The 20641-nt window shown below is 41.0% G+C and carries 16 protein-coding genes; 1 reads left to right on the top strand and 15 read right to left on the bottom strand.

Annotation, left to right across the window (positions count from 1 at the left end; genetic code table 11):
* Positions 1-240: 240 nt before the first annotated feature.
* The 11 genes from CFS04_RS12335 to CFS04_RS12385 form a co-directional block, all read right to left on the bottom strand.
* Positions 241-1692 carry an ABC transporter substrate-binding protein gene (locus tag CFS04_RS12335; protein WP_088810989.1) on the bottom strand — a complete coding sequence of 484 codons (1452 nt, stop codon included), beginning with the start codon at positions 1690-1692 and terminating at the stop codon, positions 241-243.
* Positions 1693-1809: 117 nt separating this feature from the next.
* Complete coding sequence (locus CFS04_RS12340) at positions 1810-3411, bottom strand: beta-N-acetylglucosaminidase domain-containing protein (protein WP_088810990.1); 1602 nt, start codon at positions 3409-3411, stop codon at positions 1810-1812.
* 11 nt (positions 3412-3422) lie between these two features.
* Entirely contained in the window at positions 3423-4907 is a 1485-nt protein-coding gene (locus CFS04_RS12345) for a response regulator transcription factor (protein ID WP_088810991.1), read from the bottom strand.
* Positions 4907-6619, bottom strand: coding sequence for a sensor histidine kinase (locus CFS04_RS12350; RefSeq protein ID WP_088810992.1), 1713 nt, complete (start codon positions 6617-6619; stop codon positions 4907-4909). Before CFS04_RS12350 ends, CFS04_RS12345 begins: the two co-directional genes overlap by 1 nt.
* A 17-nt stretch (positions 6620-6636) precedes the next feature.
* Positions 6637-7248, bottom strand: a complete 612-nt coding sequence (locus tag CFS04_RS12355; protein WP_088810993.1) for a YesL family protein — start codon at positions 7246-7248, stop codon at positions 6637-6639.
* A gap of 61 nt (positions 7249-7309) precedes the next feature.
* Positions 7310-8233 (bottom strand): carbohydrate ABC transporter permease, encoded by a 924-nt coding sequence (locus tag CFS04_RS12360; protein ID WP_088810994.1) that lies wholly within the window; start codon positions 8231-8233, stop codon positions 7310-7312.
* A 13-nt stretch (positions 8234-8246) separates the two neighbouring features.
* The gene (locus CFS04_RS12365; RefSeq protein WP_088810995.1) at positions 8247-9176 is read right to left on the bottom strand and encodes a sugar ABC transporter permease; all 930 of its coding nucleotides are present in this window, start codon (positions 9174-9176) and stop codon (positions 8247-8249) included.
* Between the two features lie 205 nt (positions 9177-9381).
* Complete coding sequence (locus CFS04_RS12370) at positions 9382-9981, bottom strand: class I SAM-dependent methyltransferase (protein ID WP_088810996.1); 600 nt, start codon at positions 9979-9981, stop codon at positions 9382-9384.
* A gap of 60 nt (positions 9982-10041) precedes the next feature.
* A complete protein-coding gene (locus tag CFS04_RS12375) occupies positions 10042-11160 on the bottom strand; it encodes an alpha/beta hydrolase (protein WP_088810997.1) in 1119 nt (372 codons plus the stop codon).
* A 14-nt stretch (positions 11161-11174) separates the two neighbouring features.
* Positions 11175-12866 carry a glycoside hydrolase family 3 protein gene (locus CFS04_RS12380; RefSeq protein WP_255377382.1) on the bottom strand — a complete coding sequence of 564 codons (1692 nt, stop codon included), beginning with the start codon at positions 12864-12866 and terminating at the stop codon, positions 11175-11177.
* Entirely contained in the window at positions 12859-14256 is a 1398-nt protein-coding gene (locus CFS04_RS12385; protein WP_088810998.1) for an MFS transporter, read from the bottom strand. Before CFS04_RS12385 ends, CFS04_RS12380 begins: the two co-directional genes overlap by 8 nt.
* A 205-nt stretch (positions 14257-14461) precedes the next feature.
* Between CFS04_RS12385 and CFS04_RS12390 the strand changes: the two genes are divergently transcribed.
* Positions 14462-16939 carry a helix-turn-helix domain-containing protein gene (locus tag CFS04_RS12390; RefSeq protein ID WP_088814598.1) on the top strand — a complete coding sequence of 826 codons (2478 nt, stop codon included), beginning with the start codon at positions 14462-14464 and terminating at the stop codon, positions 16937-16939.
* A gap of 65 nt (positions 16940-17004) precedes the next feature.
* Here CFS04_RS12390 and CFS04_RS12395 read toward each other — a convergent pair whose 3' ends face one another.
* The 4 genes from CFS04_RS12395 to CFS04_RS12410 form a co-directional block, all read right to left on the bottom strand.
* The gene (locus CFS04_RS12395; protein WP_088811000.1) at positions 17005-17487 is read right to left on the bottom strand and encodes a DUF1307 domain-containing protein; all 483 of its coding nucleotides are present in this window, start codon (positions 17485-17487) and stop codon (positions 17005-17007) included.
* Between the two features lie 15 nt (positions 17488-17502).
* The gene (locus CFS04_RS12400) at positions 17503-18168 is read right to left on the bottom strand and encodes a DUF1266 domain-containing protein (protein ID WP_088811001.1); all 666 of its coding nucleotides are present in this window, start codon (positions 18166-18168) and stop codon (positions 17503-17505) included.
* 111 nt (positions 18169-18279) lie between these two features.
* Positions 18280-20211, bottom strand: coding sequence for a M56 family metallopeptidase (locus CFS04_RS12405; protein WP_088811002.1), 1932 nt, complete (start codon positions 20209-20211; stop codon positions 18280-18282).
* Entirely contained in the window at positions 20208-20588 is a 381-nt protein-coding gene (locus CFS04_RS12410; RefSeq protein WP_088811003.1) for a BlaI/MecI/CopY family transcriptional regulator, read from the bottom strand. The genes CFS04_RS12405 and CFS04_RS12410 overlap by 4 nt, the downstream gene beginning before the upstream one ends.
* Positions 20589-20641: the final 53 nt, after the last annotated feature.

Here is a 20641-nt window from a genome sequence, read left to right on the forward strand (position 1 = left end):
GTCTTTCATTTTACCCATCTCTCCCACGTGCTCGCTGAACACGGCTTCGTTGGATTTAATTTCCCGCATGTTTGTTCCTCCTGATGTTTGACCTGTCGTTCTAGTATACCATTCAAACAGGAGGTGAGTTGTGACTACTTTGTGAAATTTTCCGGCATTTATACACCCAAAAAACAGCTTTATGGACCTTCAATACAAAACGAGGTGGGAAAATGTTTTCCCACCTCGTTTTGTATTCGTTTATTTATTTTCTTTCAAAAAAGCATCGTATTGTTTTTGTAGTTCTTTTCTAACCTTTTCGTAGCCAGCTTTTTCGAGTTTTTTGTTCATTTCTGGGATTGCTTTATCTGGATCAAGAGTTCCTGTGTTTAAACCATCGATGTATTGATTCATTACGTTAGCAATGTTTGAAAGCTCGGTTTTAATGGAATCCGTTTTGACGTTAAAACCGAGAAGTGGTGACTGTGTTGCGTTTGCAATAGAATCATCGCGTGTTTTAATCATGTCATCCGTAATGTTTGCAGTTGGGTAAAGAATTTTGTTATTTCCTGTGTTCCAAGCAGATAAATGGTTGTTCGCTTTGTAGCCATCTAATATTTTTGCGTGACCATTATCTGTTTTTTCCCAACTTTTACCTTCTTCACCGTAAACAAGTGTGTTTAGCACGTCTGGATTAGAATTTAAAACGCCGAGAACCTCAACTGCTTTTTCTTTGTTTTTTGAGTTACTTGAAACGACAAAGTTTGCCATTTGAGATTGCGCATTTGTTTTAGATGGGTTTGTAATTGGACGGGATACAAGTTCCTGACCGGCAACTTGCGTAAGTAACATATCACCGTAATCATATGGACCTTGTGTTTCTTGACGAGCAAACCAAGTTGCCCCGTCTAATGGGTATTCCGTTGTATTCGTTGCAGCATCTTGTGCGATATAGCCTTTTTTGTAGAAACCATGCATTGCGCGTAAATTGTCACGTAGTTCTGTTGTATCAAACTGGTTCACAATTTTCGTTGTATCGCCTTTTAGGTCTACGGCAAATGGCATGCCATTTTCAATTGGATATTCTAATTCTGCCTCTACTTTAAAGCCTTGTCCAGCGGCTAACGGCATAACACTTTTTTCGTTTTTCTTAATTGTCGCTAGAAGTGGTTCTAAATCCGCATACGTATTTACATTTGATACATCTAAATTATATTTATCCAAGTATTGCTTGTTGAATGTTAGAACTTGTTGCGCGAACACATTGCCGTTTACAGGCATCGCGTACAATTTCCCATTAATCGAATTCCCTTTTATATAAGCAGGATCTAGTTGATCGTAAGCTTCTTTAGCATATTTCGGTAAAAGTTCCGTTAAATCAGCGTATGCGCCTTTTTGTGCGTTGATGACATAGTTATTTGCGAAGGCGATATCGTAGTTTTCACCTGAGGATACCATAACGGACATTTTCTTGTCGTAGTCACCCCAAGAAATGAAACGCATATCAAGCTTAGCGCCCGTTTCTTTTTCAATTGTTTCGTTTGCTTTTGCTAACAACTTATCGAAGCCTTCTGGTTTATCTCCGATTTGATACATGACAATTGTATCTTTATCGCTGCCTTTTGCAGAATCAGATGAACCACACGCCGATAGTGAAACAAGAAGGACTGTTGCGAGAATTCCTGTTGTTAATACCTTTATCCACTTTTTCATTTTTCCTTCCACTCCTCTTTAAAATATATAGTTTAATCCAAATAAAGAAAACGCTTTCTAGAAAAAATTATACTATTTGTCCATACTTCCAAAAAGGTATAAATCATATTAAAAAAGCTATAAACTATAGTTTTTGTATAATCGATACGGTAAATTTGAACTCGTCTGGTAGTCCATTTCGGCGAGCTCCTCCGCAGTTTTAGTTGCTTTTGGTAGATCGTTTTCGACAAGCGCTTGGGCTAAAACGAGTTCGCATTCCGCACGCATTAGGCACGGTGCGATTTCAGTTTGAAAGCGCGAATTGGGTAGCTTTCCTAGCTCACGCAGCGCCAAAACGAGTTTTTCTACTTCGTCATAAATTCCTTCTGCATCTTTTTCGCGGAGCAACGTTTGATGGTGCAACGACAAGCCAAAATGAACGCGGGTATTTTGATTGTGCGCTATGAAAATCCGAAAACTTGGCAGGAAGTCGCCTGCAAATTCGGTGAGGACCGCGTCAAAATCCTCGCTGCCACTGTACCAGGCGAACTGGCTCATATGATGAAGCGTGATTTTGGAGAGTTCCAGCGCGGGCATCGGATTTGCGACAAGCCCAATTGCACCGTTTTCCGCCAAATACGGCGTCCGATTTTCATAAGGAGAAAGAAAAAATTGCTTCTTATCGTCCTCAAAGTCGTTGACCGGCGTGTTATCCCAAACAATAATGGGATGCCCGTACACGTCCCGCATGCGCTGCATATCAGCCGTTGTAATCGCATGCGCGAGCGTCTCGGGGCCCGTCCAAAAGAACGGAATTTCAGGCGGCGTATGTTTTTCGAGCTCTTCCAAATACGGCGAATCAAAGCCATTGTCATATTCGGTCGGACAGACGACAAGCTCGTAATGAACAAGCGTCTCGCGCAAAAACGCATCAACCGCGCGAACTAAATAGGCATGCGCCACGCCCGGCGTCGCAAAGCGCTTTTTTGTTTCGCCTTTCAAAATATAGTCAATATCATCGAGCAACAAACCAAAACGCGTCACACCAACATCAATTAGCTGCTTTAATTTCGCAAAAAGGGCCTTTAAATCAGCCTCTGACGTATAATCAATATCATTTCCCGGGCTAATCATATAGTAAAAATCAATGTCCCAGTCGGCCGAAAAATGCACATATTCTTCAAAAAGAGCAAGTTCCTTTTCGGGATAAAACTCACGCCAATTCATGCGAGAAAGCGTATCATGTTTTGGCGCGTACATATATGTGTTCAGCTTATGGTCACGAATGAACCGGAGAGCTTCTAGCCTGTCCTCGTGCTGCCATGGTCTGCCATAAAAACCTTCAACAATGCCGCGCATCGGCAAGGACGCCACGTGACTAATTGCCCCAAGTGGCACAAAAATCGTATCCGCACGCATCACAATGTGCTCCATAAACGCTTCCATTCCATATCTCAGGCCGCGCCGACAAGACGCGTGAATGGTCACTAGCTCCCGGTCAACCTCAAGTCTAAAGCCATCGCCTAGAATCCCACGGTCAAAAACGTGACGCAGTCTTAAATCGCACATTTCTTCCGTGTCACCCGGCAAAATGTCAAATAAGTGTCTCGGGCTCTTCATTCCGTACGGCACATCTACTGGCTTGCCGAAGCGAATGAAGCGGCTTTCCAAGCGCAATTTAAACGCTCCCTTTTTAAACGAAAGATATTCGCCTGTTAAATATTTTTCTTTGTATTTCACGCTTTTTCCTCCTATTCGATAGGGTCGAAATTCGCTTGATATTCCTCACGAAACTCCTTTGGCGAGATGCCGCAAATCTTCTTAAAACTTTTATAGAAGTAGCCCGCGCTCGTATAACCCGTTTTTTCCGCGATTTCGCTAATCGTCATGCCCGTATCCACCAAGAAACTTTGCGCCTGCTTAATGCGATATTGGTGCAAATACTGGGAAAAACTTTTGTTCGTTTCTTTTTTGAAAAGCTGACCGAGGTACATCGTGTTCATGTGAATCCTGCCAGCGATTTCCTTCAGCGACAGTGCAAGATGATATTCCTCTTGGACGATTTCGATAACGTCTTGCACGTGCTGCGAATACATTCTCCGACCTTTACTACTTCTAATTTCTTCTATCGTGTCCCAAATGACCGGTTCAAGTTCTTCAAAATTAAGGCCCGATGTAATCTTTTCCGCCTGATTTTGGTAAAATGTTTCACTTAAACCTTCGAATTGGCGATATAGGTCAATGAAAATCAGGAAAATGATATGCCGGGTGTAATCTGGTTTTGCGGCTGCTGCACGTAATTTTGCAAAGATAATTTCAATTTCACCTTGAATCGTTTCAAAATCCCGCAGCGATAAAGCTTTATTAAATTCAACAAAAGAAATACTCGGTAGCGCCCCGCGCGCATCCACATCGCCCACATCGCTATTTTTCAGACCGTTAAAATCGTAGAATTCATGTAGCCTACTGGAACTAAGTGCGCTGTCGTAACTTGACGGCACATCTTTCATATCGACAACTGTTTCCCCGACAACTAAATCCGCATCACTTAAACCAAGCGCCGATTTCATCTTCCCAGTAAAAATTTTAAGCGGCATTTTATCCCCCAGATAAATAAGCAACCACATATCAATTTCTAGCGCATAATGAACGAGCGGCTGATTTTCTAGAATTAAATACTCTTGAATCCGCGTCTCATTTGGCCCGCGTTTTATAAAAATAACCGTGTAGTTTTCCGTTAAAACGTCAATCTTATTTTCTAGTAAATACGTGCTTAAATCACTATAAATGATGTCGCCATGAATCCAACTGAGAATGAAATATTCCGCCAAATACCCTTGATCGCGTTCGTCTTGTTCATCTTGTTTTAGCGCTTTCGTTACGGCATGTAGCGTTTCAATCATCTCCGCTTTATTCACCGGTTTCAGCAAATAATTTTCCGTGCCAAGTTTCAGCGTATCTTTCACATATTGAAATTCCTGATAACCAGAAAGCATGATGAAGCGAAATGGAATCCCTTCCTCTCTCGCTTTCGCAACAAATTCAATTCCCGAAAGAACTGGCATGTTGACATCAACAACGACTAAATCAATTGGGTTTTTGCGAACGTAGTTAAGCGCTTCTTCTCCATTGGCAGCAGTTCCCACAACTTCATAGCCATACTCCTGCCAAGAAATTAGCTTTTTCAGTCCATTTACAATCATATATTCATCGTCTACTAAAAGAACTCGGTACACTAGGATTCACTCCTCTCTTTTTTTAAAGGAAAACGAATTTCAATCGTTACGCCACCCGTTTCGTTTTGCATAATTCGCATACGATACAAACTTCCAAAAAAACCGCGCATTCTTTCATTTACGTTTTTAATGCCAATTGATTTTCCTTCTTCAAGAGAATTATCTTTAAGTAAATCTTCCTCCAATTCGACTAGCTTCTCAGGCGACATGCCCATGCCATTATCCTTCACAATAATGACGACCATTTCCTCTTCCAAAAAGGCTTTTATGCTACCGGCATTATCAATTCGCGTGTAGTCGACGCCGTGAACAAAATAATTCTCAAGTAACGGCTGAATAATAAATTTCGGAATTCGCACATCTCGCACTTCTTGCGCGACCGAAAAAGAATACGCCAGACGATCGGGATAACGCATCTGATACAAGTAAAAATATTTTTCACAAAAATCGAGTTCAGCGGCGACCGTCGTTGTTTTCTCTTGTGAAATATTATTTCTAAGTAGCGCAGCAAACGCGTATACGACTTCTGCAAGTTCATCTGCTTCAAGGCTTACCGCATACATACGAATATACTCGAGCGTGTTGTACAAGAAATGCGGATTAATTTGCGACTGGAGCGCCCGCATATTGGCATCTTTTTGCGCAATTTCTAGTTCATAAATATCGGTAATGTATTGATTAATACTGTCGAGCATTGCGTTTATCCCGTGTGAAATCGCGTATAGTTCCCCTTCTTTACTGCCCTCATCAATTCGTGCTGCGAGCTCCCCATTTGAAACATCTTGAATGGAATAAAGAATGCCTTTTACTTGCCTATTATATTTTGAAAAAATTTTATAGAGTGCTGAAATAAGTAATAAATTAAGTAAAAATACGCCTACCCATAAAAAGATAAGTGAACTTTGCATGGAGTACCATACATTTTGATTGGAAATCAGCGTGATGACTTGATAGCCGTTTGCTAATGTCACGTGCTTGACGATATATTTTTTGTTTAGTTCGCTTAAAGTTTTATCGATGCCATTTGGTAGTTGGGCATCTAAAGTTTCCTTACTTTGATCGTTTTTATCCATTTGATAATTAAATACAAGGTTTCCTTGTTCGGTTAAAATATAGAGCGAAACTGGCAAGTCCTCTCCGTATGTCGAGAGCGTTTCCTTAAACTCGTCTGGGCGGAGCGTTAAATAGAAGTCGCCCATTTTTTCAAGTGTCGCCGGATTTAACAAATTTTTCTGCAAACGAATACCGTTTTCTTCTTTTGGGACAGCATCGACTAAGTAGCCGTTTTTATTCGTTAAATCGGAGTAGAGCACTTGCTTTTCGTCTTCGAGCGAAATGGCAATGGACTGAACGCTTTCATCATCATAATAAATTTCGCGCAGTCGCAGTGGTAAATAATTATATTCTGTACTCGTTTCGGCATGCAGGCTGTAATTCAAATAATCTTCGCTATTCATATCAAAAAAATGATGCATGCTATCTACTTTTGCTTGATTGCTGAGTAAATCACGTGTAATCAACTCTAATTTAGAATTTTTCCCCGAGATAATGTCTGCTACATGTCCGGCGGATTGATTCGTTGCGGTTTGCGCAATCTTTTCGTCGCGCTCAAAAATAAAGTAACTTACAAACGCTGAAAAAATAGTGATGCCAACAATTAAGATGACGGCATACCACTTTAACAAATACATGAAAACATTTTTCTTTTTCACAAAACTCCCACATCCTCTTATTCCAGTTCAAACTTCTTGTTTATCATCTCATAAACTCCACGGGTAATAAATAGGGCAAAAAAGATTGCGATTGCTTCCACACCGAATAATAGTAGTGCAGGATATTTAAAGGTCAAAAAACCGACAACGAAAAAGCCTAAGGCCATTTTAATGAGCGTGAAAAAATTGCTGAAAAACGCCATGACAGATAGATTTAAAATATTTTTCACAGTTGTTTCGTAGCGCGCATCGGTTATGAGTACGAAGAAGTAGCCTAAAAAAAGCACGCATAGGCAAAACGCGAGTACGAAAGTAATGATAAAGAAAACGAGGCCCTTCATTTGGACGACTAGAAATAAATTGTAGGCAAGGAGTGCAAATGCGCCTGCAAACAAGTAAAACAATGCATTCCCACGTTTAAAACTTGCTTTAAACTGTGCAAAAGCTCTTTTCCAAGTTATTTCTTTGTAGGAAAATCCTTGCTCAAAAGCGAGTTGTGTGATGGCCGACCACGCTGGGCCGACTCCTAAAATAATGCCGCCGCAAAACATTAGGCCGACAAAAATGAGGTTTAATTTAATGACGGTGTAGCACCGTATAAAGATTTGTTCTATCGCGCGTCCAATCATGCTTCTCTCTCCTTTTAAAAACGCCAGAAAGGAAGCAGAATAAACTGCTCCCTGAAAGGCCTTATTCTTTTACGCCACCGATTGTCATTCCTCTGACGAAATATTTTTGGAAGAATGGATAGCTTAGGGCAATTGGTAGTGTGGAAATAACGACCATCGCCATTCGAGTTGCTTCACGTGGAATTGTCGCAAGGCCACCTGCCATGTTGCCGCTCATTCCGGCATTTTGAGCCATATAATCGATATTTGATTGAATCTTCATAAGTAGATATTGTAATGGGACTAGATTGTCGCTTTGAATATAAAGCAAGGCGTTAAACCAGTCATTCCAATAACCTAATGCGGCAAATAAACTAATTGTCGCAATTCCGGGAACGGCAAGTGGTAATACGATTTTAACGAAGATACGAATTTCACTTGCCCCGTCAATTCGTGCGGATTCAATAATTGAATTTGATACAGAACGATTAAAGAACGTTCGCATGACAATAATATTAAATGGACTTAATGCCATTGGTAAAATTAGTGCCCAAACTGTGTCTTTAAGTTGGAGTAAGTTTGTCATGATGATATAGTTTGGTACCATTCCTGGGCTAAATAACATCGTAATTAGCGCAAAAATGGTTAAGAAACGGCGCCATTTAAAATTCGGTCTTGAAATCGCGTACGCATATGTAGATGTGAAACTTACATTGATGATTGTTCCGAAAACCGTTACAAAGACGGTTACGAATAGCGATTGCAAAATTTGGTCTTTCATTTCATAGAGATAGCGATAACCATCGAAACTCCACTCAGAAGGAATAAGTTGATACCCTTCTGTTACAAGGGCATTCTCGCCCGTCAAAGAAATAATGATAACAAAAACGAGCGGAAACACACACGTAAAGGCGAATAAACCTATTAAAATGGAGAAGAGTAAATTCGTTTTTTTCCCAAAAGTGCGGTGCCTTACTTCTGTAATTTTGATTTTTTTCTCTGCCATTGTTTACTCCCTCCTAGAAAAGTGCGGATTCCGGATCATATTTGCGGACAATCAGATTTGTTCCAACTACGAGAATAAATCCAACTAATGATTGGTAAAGCCCTGCCGCGGCGGCCATTCCAATATCTCCGGTACTTGTTAAACCGTTATAAATATATGTATCAAGTACGGAAGTTACTTCATAAAGTGCGCCTGAATTTCGCGGAACTTGGTAGAATAAACCGAAGTCTGCTCGGAAGATATTCCCGACTGCTAAAATGGATAAGATGGTAATGAGTGGGACAAGCTGTGGTAACGTAACGTTTTTTACTTGCTGCCACTTGCTTGCACCGTCCATTTGTGCTGCTTCATAATAAGTCGGGTCGATTCCCATAATCGTTGCAAAATAAATAATACTGTTGTAACCGACGCCTTTCCATATTCCCATGAACACCAAAATGTACGGCCAGTATTTTGGTTCTGTATACCAGCTAATCGCTTCGCCGCCATTTGCAACGATGATGCTGTTTAAAAGCCCTTTGTCTGGGCTCAAGAAAGCGTAAACAAAATAGCTAATAACAACCCATGATAAAAAGTAAGGCAATAGCATCGACGTTTGATAGACTTTAACAAGTTTTTTCGAACGCAATTCGCTCATTATAATCGCAATCATTACTGCCACAATAAGTCCTAGCACAATAAACGCTAAATTGTATAGCACGGTATTTCGTGTAATCAAATAAGCATTGTCCGAACTAAATAGAAATTTAAAGTTATCAAAGCCGACCCAAGGGCTTGCTTTCAAGCTGTCAATAAAGCCGCCAGCTGCATACTGGAAGTCTTTAAACGCGACAACGTTTCCGAAAACTGGAATATAAAAGAACACAATTAGCCAAGCGAATCCCGGCAAGCACATTGCCAGAAAAGCTTTATTTTTCATAAATTCGCGTCCCAATTTCTTCATGACTCTCTCCCTTTCTTCTGAAAAACAGTTTCTCGTGTACTTTTATTTTAGCGAAAGAAAAAATTTCTCAAAAGATACAAAACATAGATAAAAAAGGACGAAATATATAATTTAGCTACTCAAGTCTACACGGATAAAAAAGGATTCTCGCCATCATACAGACAAGAATCCTTCACCAAAAAACGCTATAAACAGGCACTACGCTTTATTTTGTGCTTTTAAAAATGAAATAACCTTTCTCTTTCACAACTGTTTCGACGTTTCCGAAAACTTCTTCCATTTTCTTTGCCGCCGAAGGGCCGCCTTGTTTTTTCTGAATTACAATCCATAGCTCCCCGAAGTCCGCTAAATAGCCATGAGCTTCTTCCAAAATCGCATGGACCAATTTTTTTCCGGCACGAATCGGTGGGTTGCTTAAAATCGCCTGATAGTCTGTTTTAGAAACATTTTCATACACGGAGCTTTCAAAAATTTGCACATTTTGAATGTGGTTTAAAGCCGCGTTTTCCTTCGCAAGTTCTAGCGCGCGTAAATTGACATCCACCATATCAATCGTAGCTTCTGGAAAGCTTTTCGCGATAGCGAGGCCAATTGGCCCGTAACCGCAACCGACATCTAAAATGCGTCCTGTTGTCTTGTTTAACTGGAACGCCTCTATTAAAACACGCGAACCAAAGTCTACCGCATTTTTTGAAAAAACACCTGCATCACTTATAAATTTAAATTCATTTCCCCGAAGAACAAAATTCAAATATTTCCGCGCATGTTTTAAATCATCGTTATTAGAAAAATAATGCTTCGTCAAATTTCTTCCCCCATTTCTCTCACCATTAAATATAACATAGGGGAAGAAATTCTGGAAAGGTCAGTCTTGGAAAACTTCTTGCATCATTTTTATGACTTCTTCTGCACAATCTTCTGCTTGCGGGAAAATACCATACTTATCAATAAAGGCGTGCATCATTCCCACGTAGCAAATTGATTTCGTCTTCACGCCGGCTTCTTCTAGTTCTTTGGCAAACACATTTGCAAATGGTCTTAAATAGTCAAATTCGGCGCTTACAAGGAGTGTTGGCGGATAGACTGATTTGTCTTTTGCCGAGAGCGGCGAATAAATTGGGCTCGCTGGATCTTGGTCTCTCACGTAAGCCGTCCGCAAAATAACATTGGCGCCTCCCATTGAATTAAACGCGTCACCCATTTGTTTTTCTAAATTTTTTTCAAAGTGAAAGCGTTCGATTGGCCATGCATATTTTTGATTTTCCTCATCTAAAAGTGTGAGCGATGGGTAAAGTAGCGCCTGCATGCCGATGTAGTTAGTGCCCTTTTCACGGTCGATGAAGGAGGCGGCTGCGGCAAGTGTGCCACCTGCACTATCTCCTGAAACGACAATTTTCGAAGCATCTGCGTGTAACATGTCGGCATTTTGTGCGACCCAAAGCACCGCCTGATACGCATCATTTGTCGCAGCTGGGGCGGGATGTTCCGGTGCCAAATGATAGCCCACGTTAATGACGACGGCTGGAAGCTTTTCCGATAGCCCTTTGCAGAAGTTTTCTACAACGTCCATTTTTCCACCAATAAAGCCGCCGCCGTGATAGAAAATAATTGCGGGCGCTTTGTCTTTCTGATTCATGTGACGGTATACACGGACAGGGAAACTTCCTTCTGCAGTTTTAATCGTATGCTCAGCGACATCGATATTGTTTGACAAGTCCACATTGGCGCTCCCCATCATTTGGCGCATCGCAAGCGCCGCCATCGATGCTGCCTCAACGTTTGACAAGTCCACATCTTGCGGCATTTCGCCCACCGCCTGATTCGTCCCGCCTTCTTGTGCCTTACGCATATCCGCTGCAAGATACGGATTTAGTTCTCCGGGATTTTGATTTCTTGTTTTCTTAAAATAAACTTCAATTCCATCTTCTTTTTCCAAATCTGTATATTTACTTAGAAACTGTAAATCTTTTCTGTAGTCTGACATCACTTTCTCACCTCTTATAGTTTTAAATCCCAACGGTCACCGCAAAACGGATCTACAGGGTTAATGCCAACAAATTCGCTTTCGCCAATGAGCTTCTGAATAATGGCATCAATAACATATTTACTGTCTGAGTAGCCGTTAATCAGCGTTTTCACTTGCGGGACATCAATTAGGTGGTACGGATTCGACGTTGAAATAACAATCGTTGGCAGCTCCTTCAAGAACCACGGAATATTAAATCCAAGCATGCCCCAGTTCAACCTAACTTGCGTGCGATTACTCATCGTCGCCTCGTTCGCATAAAAAATCGCTAAATCGTAGTCCGCCTTCACCTGTTCAACCGAAATGCTCATATCTTTAAAGCCCCAGCCCTCAATTGGCTTCACATCAACAATAAAACCAACTTCTTCTAACTTTTGGATAAAATATCGGTAAATTTCAGTTTCCTCTGTTACGCCAAGCGCCTGCAAGTAAACTCGTTTTCGCTTCTGCGGATTAATCGGCAAAATGTCTTCCTTATTTTTCACGAGTGTGATAGCTTGGTCAGCTATTTCGCGCGCTATTTCCTCGTGTTCTGCCGTACCAATTGTGGCTAGTGCCGCAGCGCTCGGAACTAAACGACCTTCAGCTTTTTGTTTGTGCAACCCAATTGACGCCTTTACACCTAGCGTGCGTTTTACGGCATCATGGACGCGTTCCATCGTCAGAATACCCGCTTTAATCCCAGCCTTCATGTAAGCAATATCCTCGGCGTAATCGCGATTGAACAGGAACAAATCCGCACCGCAGGCAATCGAGTAAGGCACCGAGAAAGCGCGCTCGTGCATCATCGTAAACCCGCCCATAACGCTTGCGTCCGTAACAATCATGCCGTTAAAACCAAGTTCATCTCGCAGCAGGTCCGAAAGCAGCTCTTTTGACAGCGTAGCCGGCATGATTTCTTCGTCCGCGAGCCCTTTCGAGCGGCTGTATTCCGGGAATGAAATATGCCCCGCCATCACCGTGTGCGCGCCCGACTCAATAAGCGTGCGATAAATTTTGCCGTAGCTCTTCCACCATTCTTCGATAGAGAGCGAGTTGTGCGTTAAGTGCAAGTGCTGGTCGCGCTCGTCCACGCCATCACCTGGGAAATGTTTAATTGAAACCGCACCACCCTCCGACTCAAATCCCGCTTGGTAGGCTTTCGCCATTTTTGCGACGCGCTCCGGGTCAGAACCAAACGTCCGTACATTTGTAATTGGATTTCTAAAATTATAGTCAACATCTAATATTGGCGCAAATGCCCAATTGCATCCAAGCGCTCGAGCTTCCACGCCTGATATTTTCCCAAGCTGATAAGCATAATCCACATTATCTGTAGCCGCAATTTGGAGCTGTTTTCCAACATATGTACCTTCAAACGCCAAGCCATTTCCACCTGCTTCCACGTTGGCACCTATTAAAAGTGGAATGTCGCTATTCTCTTGCAAAATGCGATGCGCCGCCTGAATATCTGCCGCAGCCGAAGGGCGATACATAATTCCAGCCGGTTTAAATTCCTGCACCCACGCCGTAAGTTCCGCCTGATCCGTACTCATCGCAATGGGCGCAAATAAATGCTTAATTTTCGTATCCTCGTCCATATTCGCGAGCGTTTCCTCCACCCAATTGATGGCCTCCTCTGTTAACGAATACGGTGCCTTCCTTAAATCCACTTCTCTATTCAATATCCTTCAATCCTTCCTGTTGTCGATTTTCCTCAATTTGCATTCGAATCGCATCTCGTTCATCATCCAATTTATAGAAGAATACGATTAAAATGATGAGAATGAACCCAATTGCCGGTAGCCAAACGAAATTCATTTCAATCGCCCGGAGTGCCCCACCTGCCTGCGCCTGATTGGCCGTATAGCCCGCCATACCAAGTATCAAACTACTAATTGCTGCCCCGATACCCATTCCAAATTTCACGCCAAAAGCAACCGCGCTTGAAAGGAGTCCTTGGGCCCGAACGCCAAACTTCACTTCCCCGTAATCAATTGTGTCAGACAACATAACGCCCATAATTCCCGCCGGCAAACCGCTCCCAATGGAACCGATAATCGTCCCAATTATTACAATTGGAATAGAACTATATAGCGACGAAATGTATAGAATGAGCTGTCCGAAAATGGCAATGCCACTTCCTAAAATCACAATATCACGCGTTTTCATTTTCTGAGAAATCATCGGCACCATGAAAAGGCCAGCTAAAATCCCAATTGTACCTAAACCATTCACAATCCCCGCAATTTGTTCATTTCCTAGATTATATTTTAAGAAATAAACCGTATTCGCCATTTTCGCCGATGTACAAGTCCATGTAATAAACATAAGCGCCGTAATAATCCACCACGGCTTATTAGGAACGAGTGCTTTAATACTTTGCTTAAACGGCACCGCTGCACCATTGTTTATGTTGACACGTTCTCTAGTATTCGCGAATGTAGTGAGGAACATCAAAATGGCAGCGCTTGCAAACAGAACCATCGTTAAGGTAAATCCTCGTTGCGCATTTCCCCCGCCCAAAAGTTGCACTAAAAATAAGCCACCAAAAGCGACGATGAGGGCACCGAACTGTCCACCCATCATGCGGCATGTATTGGCAACGGTGCGCTCTTGCGGATCCGTCGTTAAACTCGGCAAAAGCGAGCCGAGCGGAAGGTTAATTCCCGCGTATAAAATTCCAAGAACGATGTACGTCACATAGGCGTATATCAGCTTGCTAGAGTCCCCCATGTCGGGTACAGAAAACGCCAAGACGGCAAAAATCCCAAATGGCACACAAAGCCATAAAAACCACGGCCTAGATTTCCCCCATTTCGTATTCGTCTTATCAATTAGTATACCAAAAATTGGGCTGTCAAAAGCATCAATAACTCTTGCGACAAGCATCAATGTTCCAACAGCGGCGATATTAATTCCCGCCACATCTGTATAATAGAACATTAAGTACATCGTAATCATGCTAAAAACTAAATTACTCGCCGTGTCGCCCAAGCCATAACTTACTTTTTCCCGAACAGAGAGCTTCACACTCGTCGTACTTTGCGGCAATTTTTCTTCAGTTAATTCCATTGTCTTCCCTCCTCACTTGGTTACGCTTTCATTATAGAGAACGCCAATCAGAACGAACAGTCATATTGAAGTCGAAAGTGACCATAATCCAGTTTTAAATCAAAGTAGTCAGAATTTTCTTTTTTATAAAAAGATAACGCTTTCTCAAAAAAAGAAATATGCTATAATAATTAAGAAATTAACTAAATTTATTGAGGTGAGCCGCTTGATACAAGCATATGAGATGATTCAAACCGAGGACAAACTTCCTTTTCGACTCCTAATTCACCGTCTAACTGCTACTTCAAGCCACTGGCACGACAGCATCGAGATTATTTTTGTTTTAAAGGGGAGCATTTCGCTTTATACCAATTTGAAATCGCACCAGCTATCTGAAAACGACATTTTTCTCGTTAATGCTAACCAAATTCATGCACTGCATGGTCATGAATCCAACACGTTGCTCGTCCTACAAATCCCTCTCGCCGAAGCAAAAAAAAGCATACCAAATATCGACCACCTTACATTTCACTGCCAATCTTCCCAATTTTCAAGTGAAGAACAAGCTTCATTTGACCAGATTCGGCAAATTTTTGCCGAAATGATTCAAGAAGTGTGCAAAGAACGCAGTGACAGCTATTTAAATTTGACAAGCTTATACTATAAACTCCTTTTCACACTTGTCCATCAATTTTCTGCACCAATTGAGAATCTTTCCAACCAGCCAAAAGAAAAACATATCGCTAGGCTCACCGACGTTTTAAATTATATGAACACAAATTTCCAAACGAACATAACACTCGAAGAACTCGCGCGCCATGTGTTTCTGTCCAAAGACCATCTCTCCAAGTTTATTCGCCAGCAAACCGGACAATCCTTCAAACAGCTCCTAACTTCAATTCGGTTAAACGCCGCAACAAAAGAACTCATGACAACCAATCACTCTGTTAAAAATATTGCAATTGATACGGGCTTCCCAAGCGAAACCGCCTTTGTAAAAGCCTTCAAAGAAATTTATTCTGCTTCACCAACTGAACACCGGAAAAACGACACAAGCACACCCGCATTTTCCTTTACTAACAACAGCATCGAAAAGCAGTACATTGAAATTGATATGAACGAGATTTATCAGCATTTAGCACCCTTTTTAAATCAGACCATCAACCCACAAGATTCCATTATCCACACAACCCTTCCCGCTACGCAAATTGCCATGAACAAACCCGGCCGAACCGCCAATTGGTGTTTTCAAAAACTCATTACCGTGAGCAAAGCAAAAGAACTTTTTTTAGCCCCCGTTCAAGAGCAGTTGAAAGAAACGCAGCAGGAAATTGGTTTTGAGTACATCCGTTTCCACGGGATTTTCGATGACGCGATGCACGTTTATGATGAAAATTCGGCAGGCGAGCCCCTACTAAATTTTGCGTATGTCGACATGCTCATTGATTTCCTGCTGAAGAATCAGTTAAAACCTTTTATCGAAATTGGTTTCATGCCGGAAAAGCTACGTTCTAGTGAGCATCATCATTTTCACAAGAAAAGCTATCTTTCCTACCCAAATGACATGCAAAAATGGCTTTTTCTCGTCAAAAATTTTTTCCTACATATCGAAAAACGCTACGGCAAAAAAGAAGTCGCTAGCTGGTATTTTGAAATTTGGAATGAGCCTGATATTGCGATTTTCTGGCAGGATTCCATAGAGGCATTCAATTGCTTTTACGCCGAAACTTATCAAACCATTCGCGAAATCAATCCGCACTACAAAATTGGGACGCCGGGCATCTTTCCTTTCCCAAGCCAACCTGAAAATCCCACAGTGAAAAAATTCGCCGATTTTCTAAAAAACAAAAAAATAACGCCTGATTTCGTTTCCTTTCACTGCTATTACACAGATAATCTGCCAACTAATCATGCTCAGTCCGCCCAGCTTCCTGCCTATTCGAGCGGCAATTTGCATTATTTAAGTGCTATGATTCAAATGGTTAAAACGCTTTTTTCTGACCTCTCTATAAAAGAATGGCATCTAACCGAGTGGAACAGCACGCCTAGTCACGCCGACTTAACGAATGATTCCGCCTATAAAGCGCCTTTTATTATTAAAAACATTCTCGAAAACAACGTCCACATCGACAGTTTCGGTTACTGGCTTTTAAGCGATTTCCACGAAGAATTTCGCGCCCCTAAACAGGAATTTCACGGCGGGCTCGGCTTATTTACAAGAAATGGCATTAAAAAAAGCGGTTTTTTCGCCTTCTCCTTTTTAAAGAAACTCGGTTCTAGAATTTTATCGCAAGGCGAACGTTATATTGTCACGAAAAGCCAAACCGGTTACCAGATTTTAACTTATCATTATCAGCATTTCCATTCTATTTTCCTTCAAGAAGGACAAATCGCGTTTGACGACCCGTACCAAGCTTTCCCCGAAGAAAAAATGGCAGCTATTCATCTGGAACTGCAAAATTTAAAGGCTGGCTCATATCGCGTGACCGAACATATTCTTTCTCGCGAATACGGCTCTGCAATGGATATTTGGCTTCAAAACGGCGCGCAAAAAGACTTAACCGAACGACAAATTGATGAATTGAAACTTTCTACTCACCCAAAAGTCATTCAATATACAGCGAAAGTCACAGACACTTACATCGTCCAGCAAGCCTTAAAACCACATGAAGTGAGGCTAATCGAAATGGAATTTTTAGTATAAATAAAGCCCGAAAGATCTACTCTTTCGGGCTTAAAACTTATCTATTCATACAAAACGAGCGATATTTACGCGTCCTTTTTCTTAAAACCTTGCGCTTCAAATTGTTCAACTGTATCTTTATAACTCACATTTTTCGGATTAGTTGTTCCACCGAGTAATGCGCCTACTTTATCTGCATCAACTTTATCTAAGTCAATAGACATTTCAAGTTTAAGTGCCTCATCCGTAAATGTTGCTTTTAAAGAAGTACCTTTTCCGTCTTCATATTCTTTATACTGCTCTTTCGCTTTCTCTTCATACTCTTTTTTCGTTGCATCATCTAGTTTCTCACCTTCAGCAAGGCCGAAATAGCTAAGCGGATATTCCATTGTTTGTTCGACTTTCTTCAACTTATCTCCATCATGAGTAAATGTCGCCTCTAGATTGGCTCCACTAACTTCAGCAACATATGTATCTTTCTCCAAATTTGCTTTTTTATCTCCACTACCACAAGCGGATAGCGCCAGAGCTACTAATAATACTGTTAAAAAGCTTAAAATTTTCTTCATGTTTGTTCTCCTCTTTTATGTTAGTTTGTAGCGATTTATTAAACTTGCTTGATTCTGTTTTAATTCAACATATGATACAATTGTATCGCTATACCAGTTTGTATCAAGTTCTTCTTGCCCATTTAGAAAACTCACCATATAATCATCCCAATTTTCAAAATGTTCCGTCGCATCTTCCCATAATTGCTCCAGACAGTTCCACGCTTGATCTTCCGTTAAAAACCCTACCGAAAAACAAACACGCACAATATAGCCAAGACGCTCTAAATCAAAAGCTCCGTATATTTTAACTTTATCAGCGGATTGAAGTAGCGAAGTCGCATCGAAATTAAACTTTTGCGCCGCTCGATTTATATCCTTTTTTACAGCTAAAGTTGTCTTATCCGAAACCGTGTTCACATAGTTATTTTTCTCAATCCAGTTAGAAATGAGACTCATCGCTGAATGACCATCATAAATCTCAAACATCGGTAACCAATATTTGATTATTTTCGCAGCTTGATTTTTTGGATAGTACAGCTTTAAATCTTTGTTGCAACCACTTAATTTCGTTTCCACCTTGTGCTTACACTCCGTAGTCGCGCCTCCTACGCATAATAATTTTTCCTTGTCTGCTGAGAATTTGTTGAAAGTTACATACTCTTCTGGAACAACTATTGCTTTTCTACTAAATAATCCCATTCTGCACACCCTCTTTTGATTTTATGAACATTTATAATTCTACAATCCGTAGTTTAATTTGTCAATACCCAAAAAGAAAAATCCACCTAACAAATTTGCTAGGTGGAAAACTTATTTCGCAAAAAACAACTTAAATTGATTGCTAATGCTCGAATCATTCGTGATTTGCATCTTATTTCGCGCCGCCAAATTGCTTTCAAAAGGATAGCTCACCGGACTGCCGTTCAAAATAAACGTATCCGCCTGACTCGCCTGAGCTTTTATCGCATAATCATTCATACTTCCTTGAATCGTAATTTTCGTATCAAAAGGGCTCACAACAGAGATGACAGTATCCCCGTTTAAGACACCATTAAAATCCAAGAGCGCACTTTCATTATTCGTTATTTTTGCCGCATTCTCAACTACCATATTTCGGAATCCCATTTTCCCGCCGCTCTTAGTAGTCAACTCAAGTTCATTCGCCGTTACGTTCTGAACATCTAGTAAGGTGCCACCACTAATGGCAAACTTACCTGTAATATCCGTTTCATTTAATTCAGCGTTTGAAAAAGTCGACAAGTCAAGATTTCCTACATGTGATTTCCCAATTTGAACAAAAGAACGATTACTCTGGACGCGCACAATCTCCTTGATCTGTCCCCCCATTATCTTCACGTTTGCAGAATCAGTTGTCGCTAAAAGAGTGTCCGCTTTTACATTATCAAACTCATTTAACAGGCCAGCCCCCTCAACGTTAATCTTTTTTGCCTGAACATCCGAAATTTTCACAGTATTTCCAGAAGTTTTAACGTGAATCCCATTATAAACCTTATCTTTTTTTAAAGTAATTTCAATATCCGCATGCGTTTCAGGATTCGGCTTTTTATAAGTTAATGTGCCATTTTTCACAACTAATTCTGCCTCGTCATCATAATCCCTCACATCAAAAGACTCCTCGTCCCCGCTCTTAATCGTGACATTTTGCTCGGCCTCTTGCAAATCAATCGCAGAAAACGTGCCCTTTTCAGAAGTATCTTTACGCGTGATTTCAATTCCACTATCCTTCTCGTAAGCAAAAACCTTCGCCTGAAAAGTATCAGCGAGCAAACCAACAACGCACAATGTGCCAACCAAGCAAAGAAATGCTAGCCAACTAGCGCGCTCTTTTTTGTACGCCGCAATCGAAATAAGTCGTTCTTTAAGCGTCTTCGCGTTTTCGTGCAAAGAAACCGCCGCATAAGATTCCTTATACTTTCCCGATTTGACAACCGATCGAAGCAAAGTGTCCCCGTAGGCTAAATATTCATCATCAGCCAAACAAGCCAAAACACCTTCATCACAGGCCAGCTCCCGGTCCCGCTCCATTTGCTTATTCATAAAGTACATCAAAGGATTAAACCAATACAAACAAGTGAAAACTTGCGTAATCCACACAAAAAGCATATCCCGACGCTTACAATGAATCAATTCATGCAAAAATATATGCCGCAACTCTTTGTCAGAAAACGAGGTCCCCGGCAGCACAATTGTTCCCCGACGAATCCCGAAAAAAATAGGCGACGAAATAATTGGATTCACCACTACTTCAACCGGCGTTGTAATCTGAACTTCCTCCATCGCTTCCGAAAGAATATCAAGTTTCTCCGGATCATCAAGAAAACTCGCACCCGACATAACATATTTCTTAAAATTCCGATAAGAGGCAATCCGGTAAACTAAAAAGATGACTGCAACAATAAGCCAAGCCACCCATAGATAATTCAAAATAAAACGGATGACTATTGTTTTTGTGTCGCGCCCCACCGTAATACCATCTTCTCCAATCACCATGGACGTCAGCCCGTCAAACTCACCAGGCGTCGCCCACAAAAAGTCGCTACTTTTTTGCACAAAGAAAAAAGCAAACGGCACTACCAAAAAGAAAAACACAACGAGCCAAACGTAATAGCTCTTTCTTTTAGTTAAAAATTGGCCGAATACTTTTTTAAAAAGCCAAACCAGAGGTATTAAAACGATTGATGTTATTGACATGGACAAAATTATTTTAAGTAATTCACTCATTCGTCTGATTTTTTCCTTTTCCAAAATTGTTGTAAATTATCGATTTCGTCTGGCGAAATTAAATCCTTTTGGACGAGATTCGTAATTAAACCTCTTACGTCGCCTTCATAAACATTTTCTAAAAACGCTTCCGTTTGATTCCCTAAATATTCTTCCTCACTCATAAGTGCATAATATTCATTTTTTCTACCGACTTTTTTCACACCGACTATTTTTTTCTCCACTAATCGTGCTAGAAAGGTTAAAATGGTATTTTTCTTCCATTCAAAACCTTGCTCTCCCAGTTTTTCGGCAACATCAGCATACTGAACTGCTCGACCAAAATTCCATACTACCTTCATGACCTCTAGCTCAGATTTAGACACACTTTTATGCATACATAGCCCTCCAAAAAACTTTCTACTTTTCAATAGTAGCACGGCTTACTTAC

It is taken from the genome of Listeria sp. ILCC796 (assembly GCF_900186175.1).
In the GTDB taxonomy this organism is placed as follows: domain Bacteria; phylum Bacillota; class Bacilli; order Lactobacillales; family Listeriaceae; genus Listeria; species Listeria goaensis.

What these genes read in the sequence shown, in the direction of transcription:
- CFS04_RS12410 (WP_088811003.1), bottom strand. Translation starts at nt 20,588, where the DNA reads ATGCATAAAAGTGTGTCTAAATCTGAGCTAGAGGTCATGAAGGTAGTA.
- CFS04_RS12405 (WP_088811002.1), bottom strand. Translation starts at nt 20,211, where the DNA reads ATGAGTGAATTACTTAAAATAATTTTGTCCATGTCAATAACATCAATC.
- CFS04_RS12395 (WP_088811000.1), bottom strand. Translation starts at nt 17,487, where the DNA reads ATGAAGAAAATTTTAAGCTTTTTAACAGTATTATTAGTAGCTCTGGCG.
- CFS04_RS12385 (WP_088810998.1), bottom strand. Translation starts at nt 14,256, where the DNA reads ATGGAATTAACTGAAGAAAAATTGCCGCAAAGTACGACGAGTGTGAAG.
- CFS04_RS12355 (WP_088810993.1), bottom strand. Translation starts at nt 7,248, where the DNA reads ATGATTGGACGCGCGATAGAACAAATCTTTATACGGTGCTACACCGTC.
- CFS04_RS12400 (WP_088811001.1), bottom strand. Translation starts at nt 18,168, where the DNA reads ATGGGATTATTTAGTAGAAAAGCAATAGTTGTTCCAGAAGAGTATGTA.
- CFS04_RS12375 (WP_088810997.1), bottom strand. Translation starts at nt 11,160, where the DNA reads ATGTCAGACTACAGAAAAGATTTACAGTTTCTAAGTAAATATACAGAT.
- CFS04_RS12360 (WP_088810994.1), bottom strand. Translation starts at nt 8,233, where the DNA reads ATGGCAGAGAAAAAAATCAAAATTACAGAAGTAAGGCACCGCACTTTT.
- CFS04_RS12335 (WP_088810989.1), bottom strand. Translation starts at nt 1,692, where the DNA reads ATGAAAAAGTGGATAAAGGTATTAACAACAGGAATTCTCGCAACAGTC.
- CFS04_RS12365 (WP_088810995.1), bottom strand. Translation starts at nt 9,176, where the DNA reads ATGAAGAAATTGGGACGCGAATTTATGAAAAATAAAGCTTTTCTGGCA.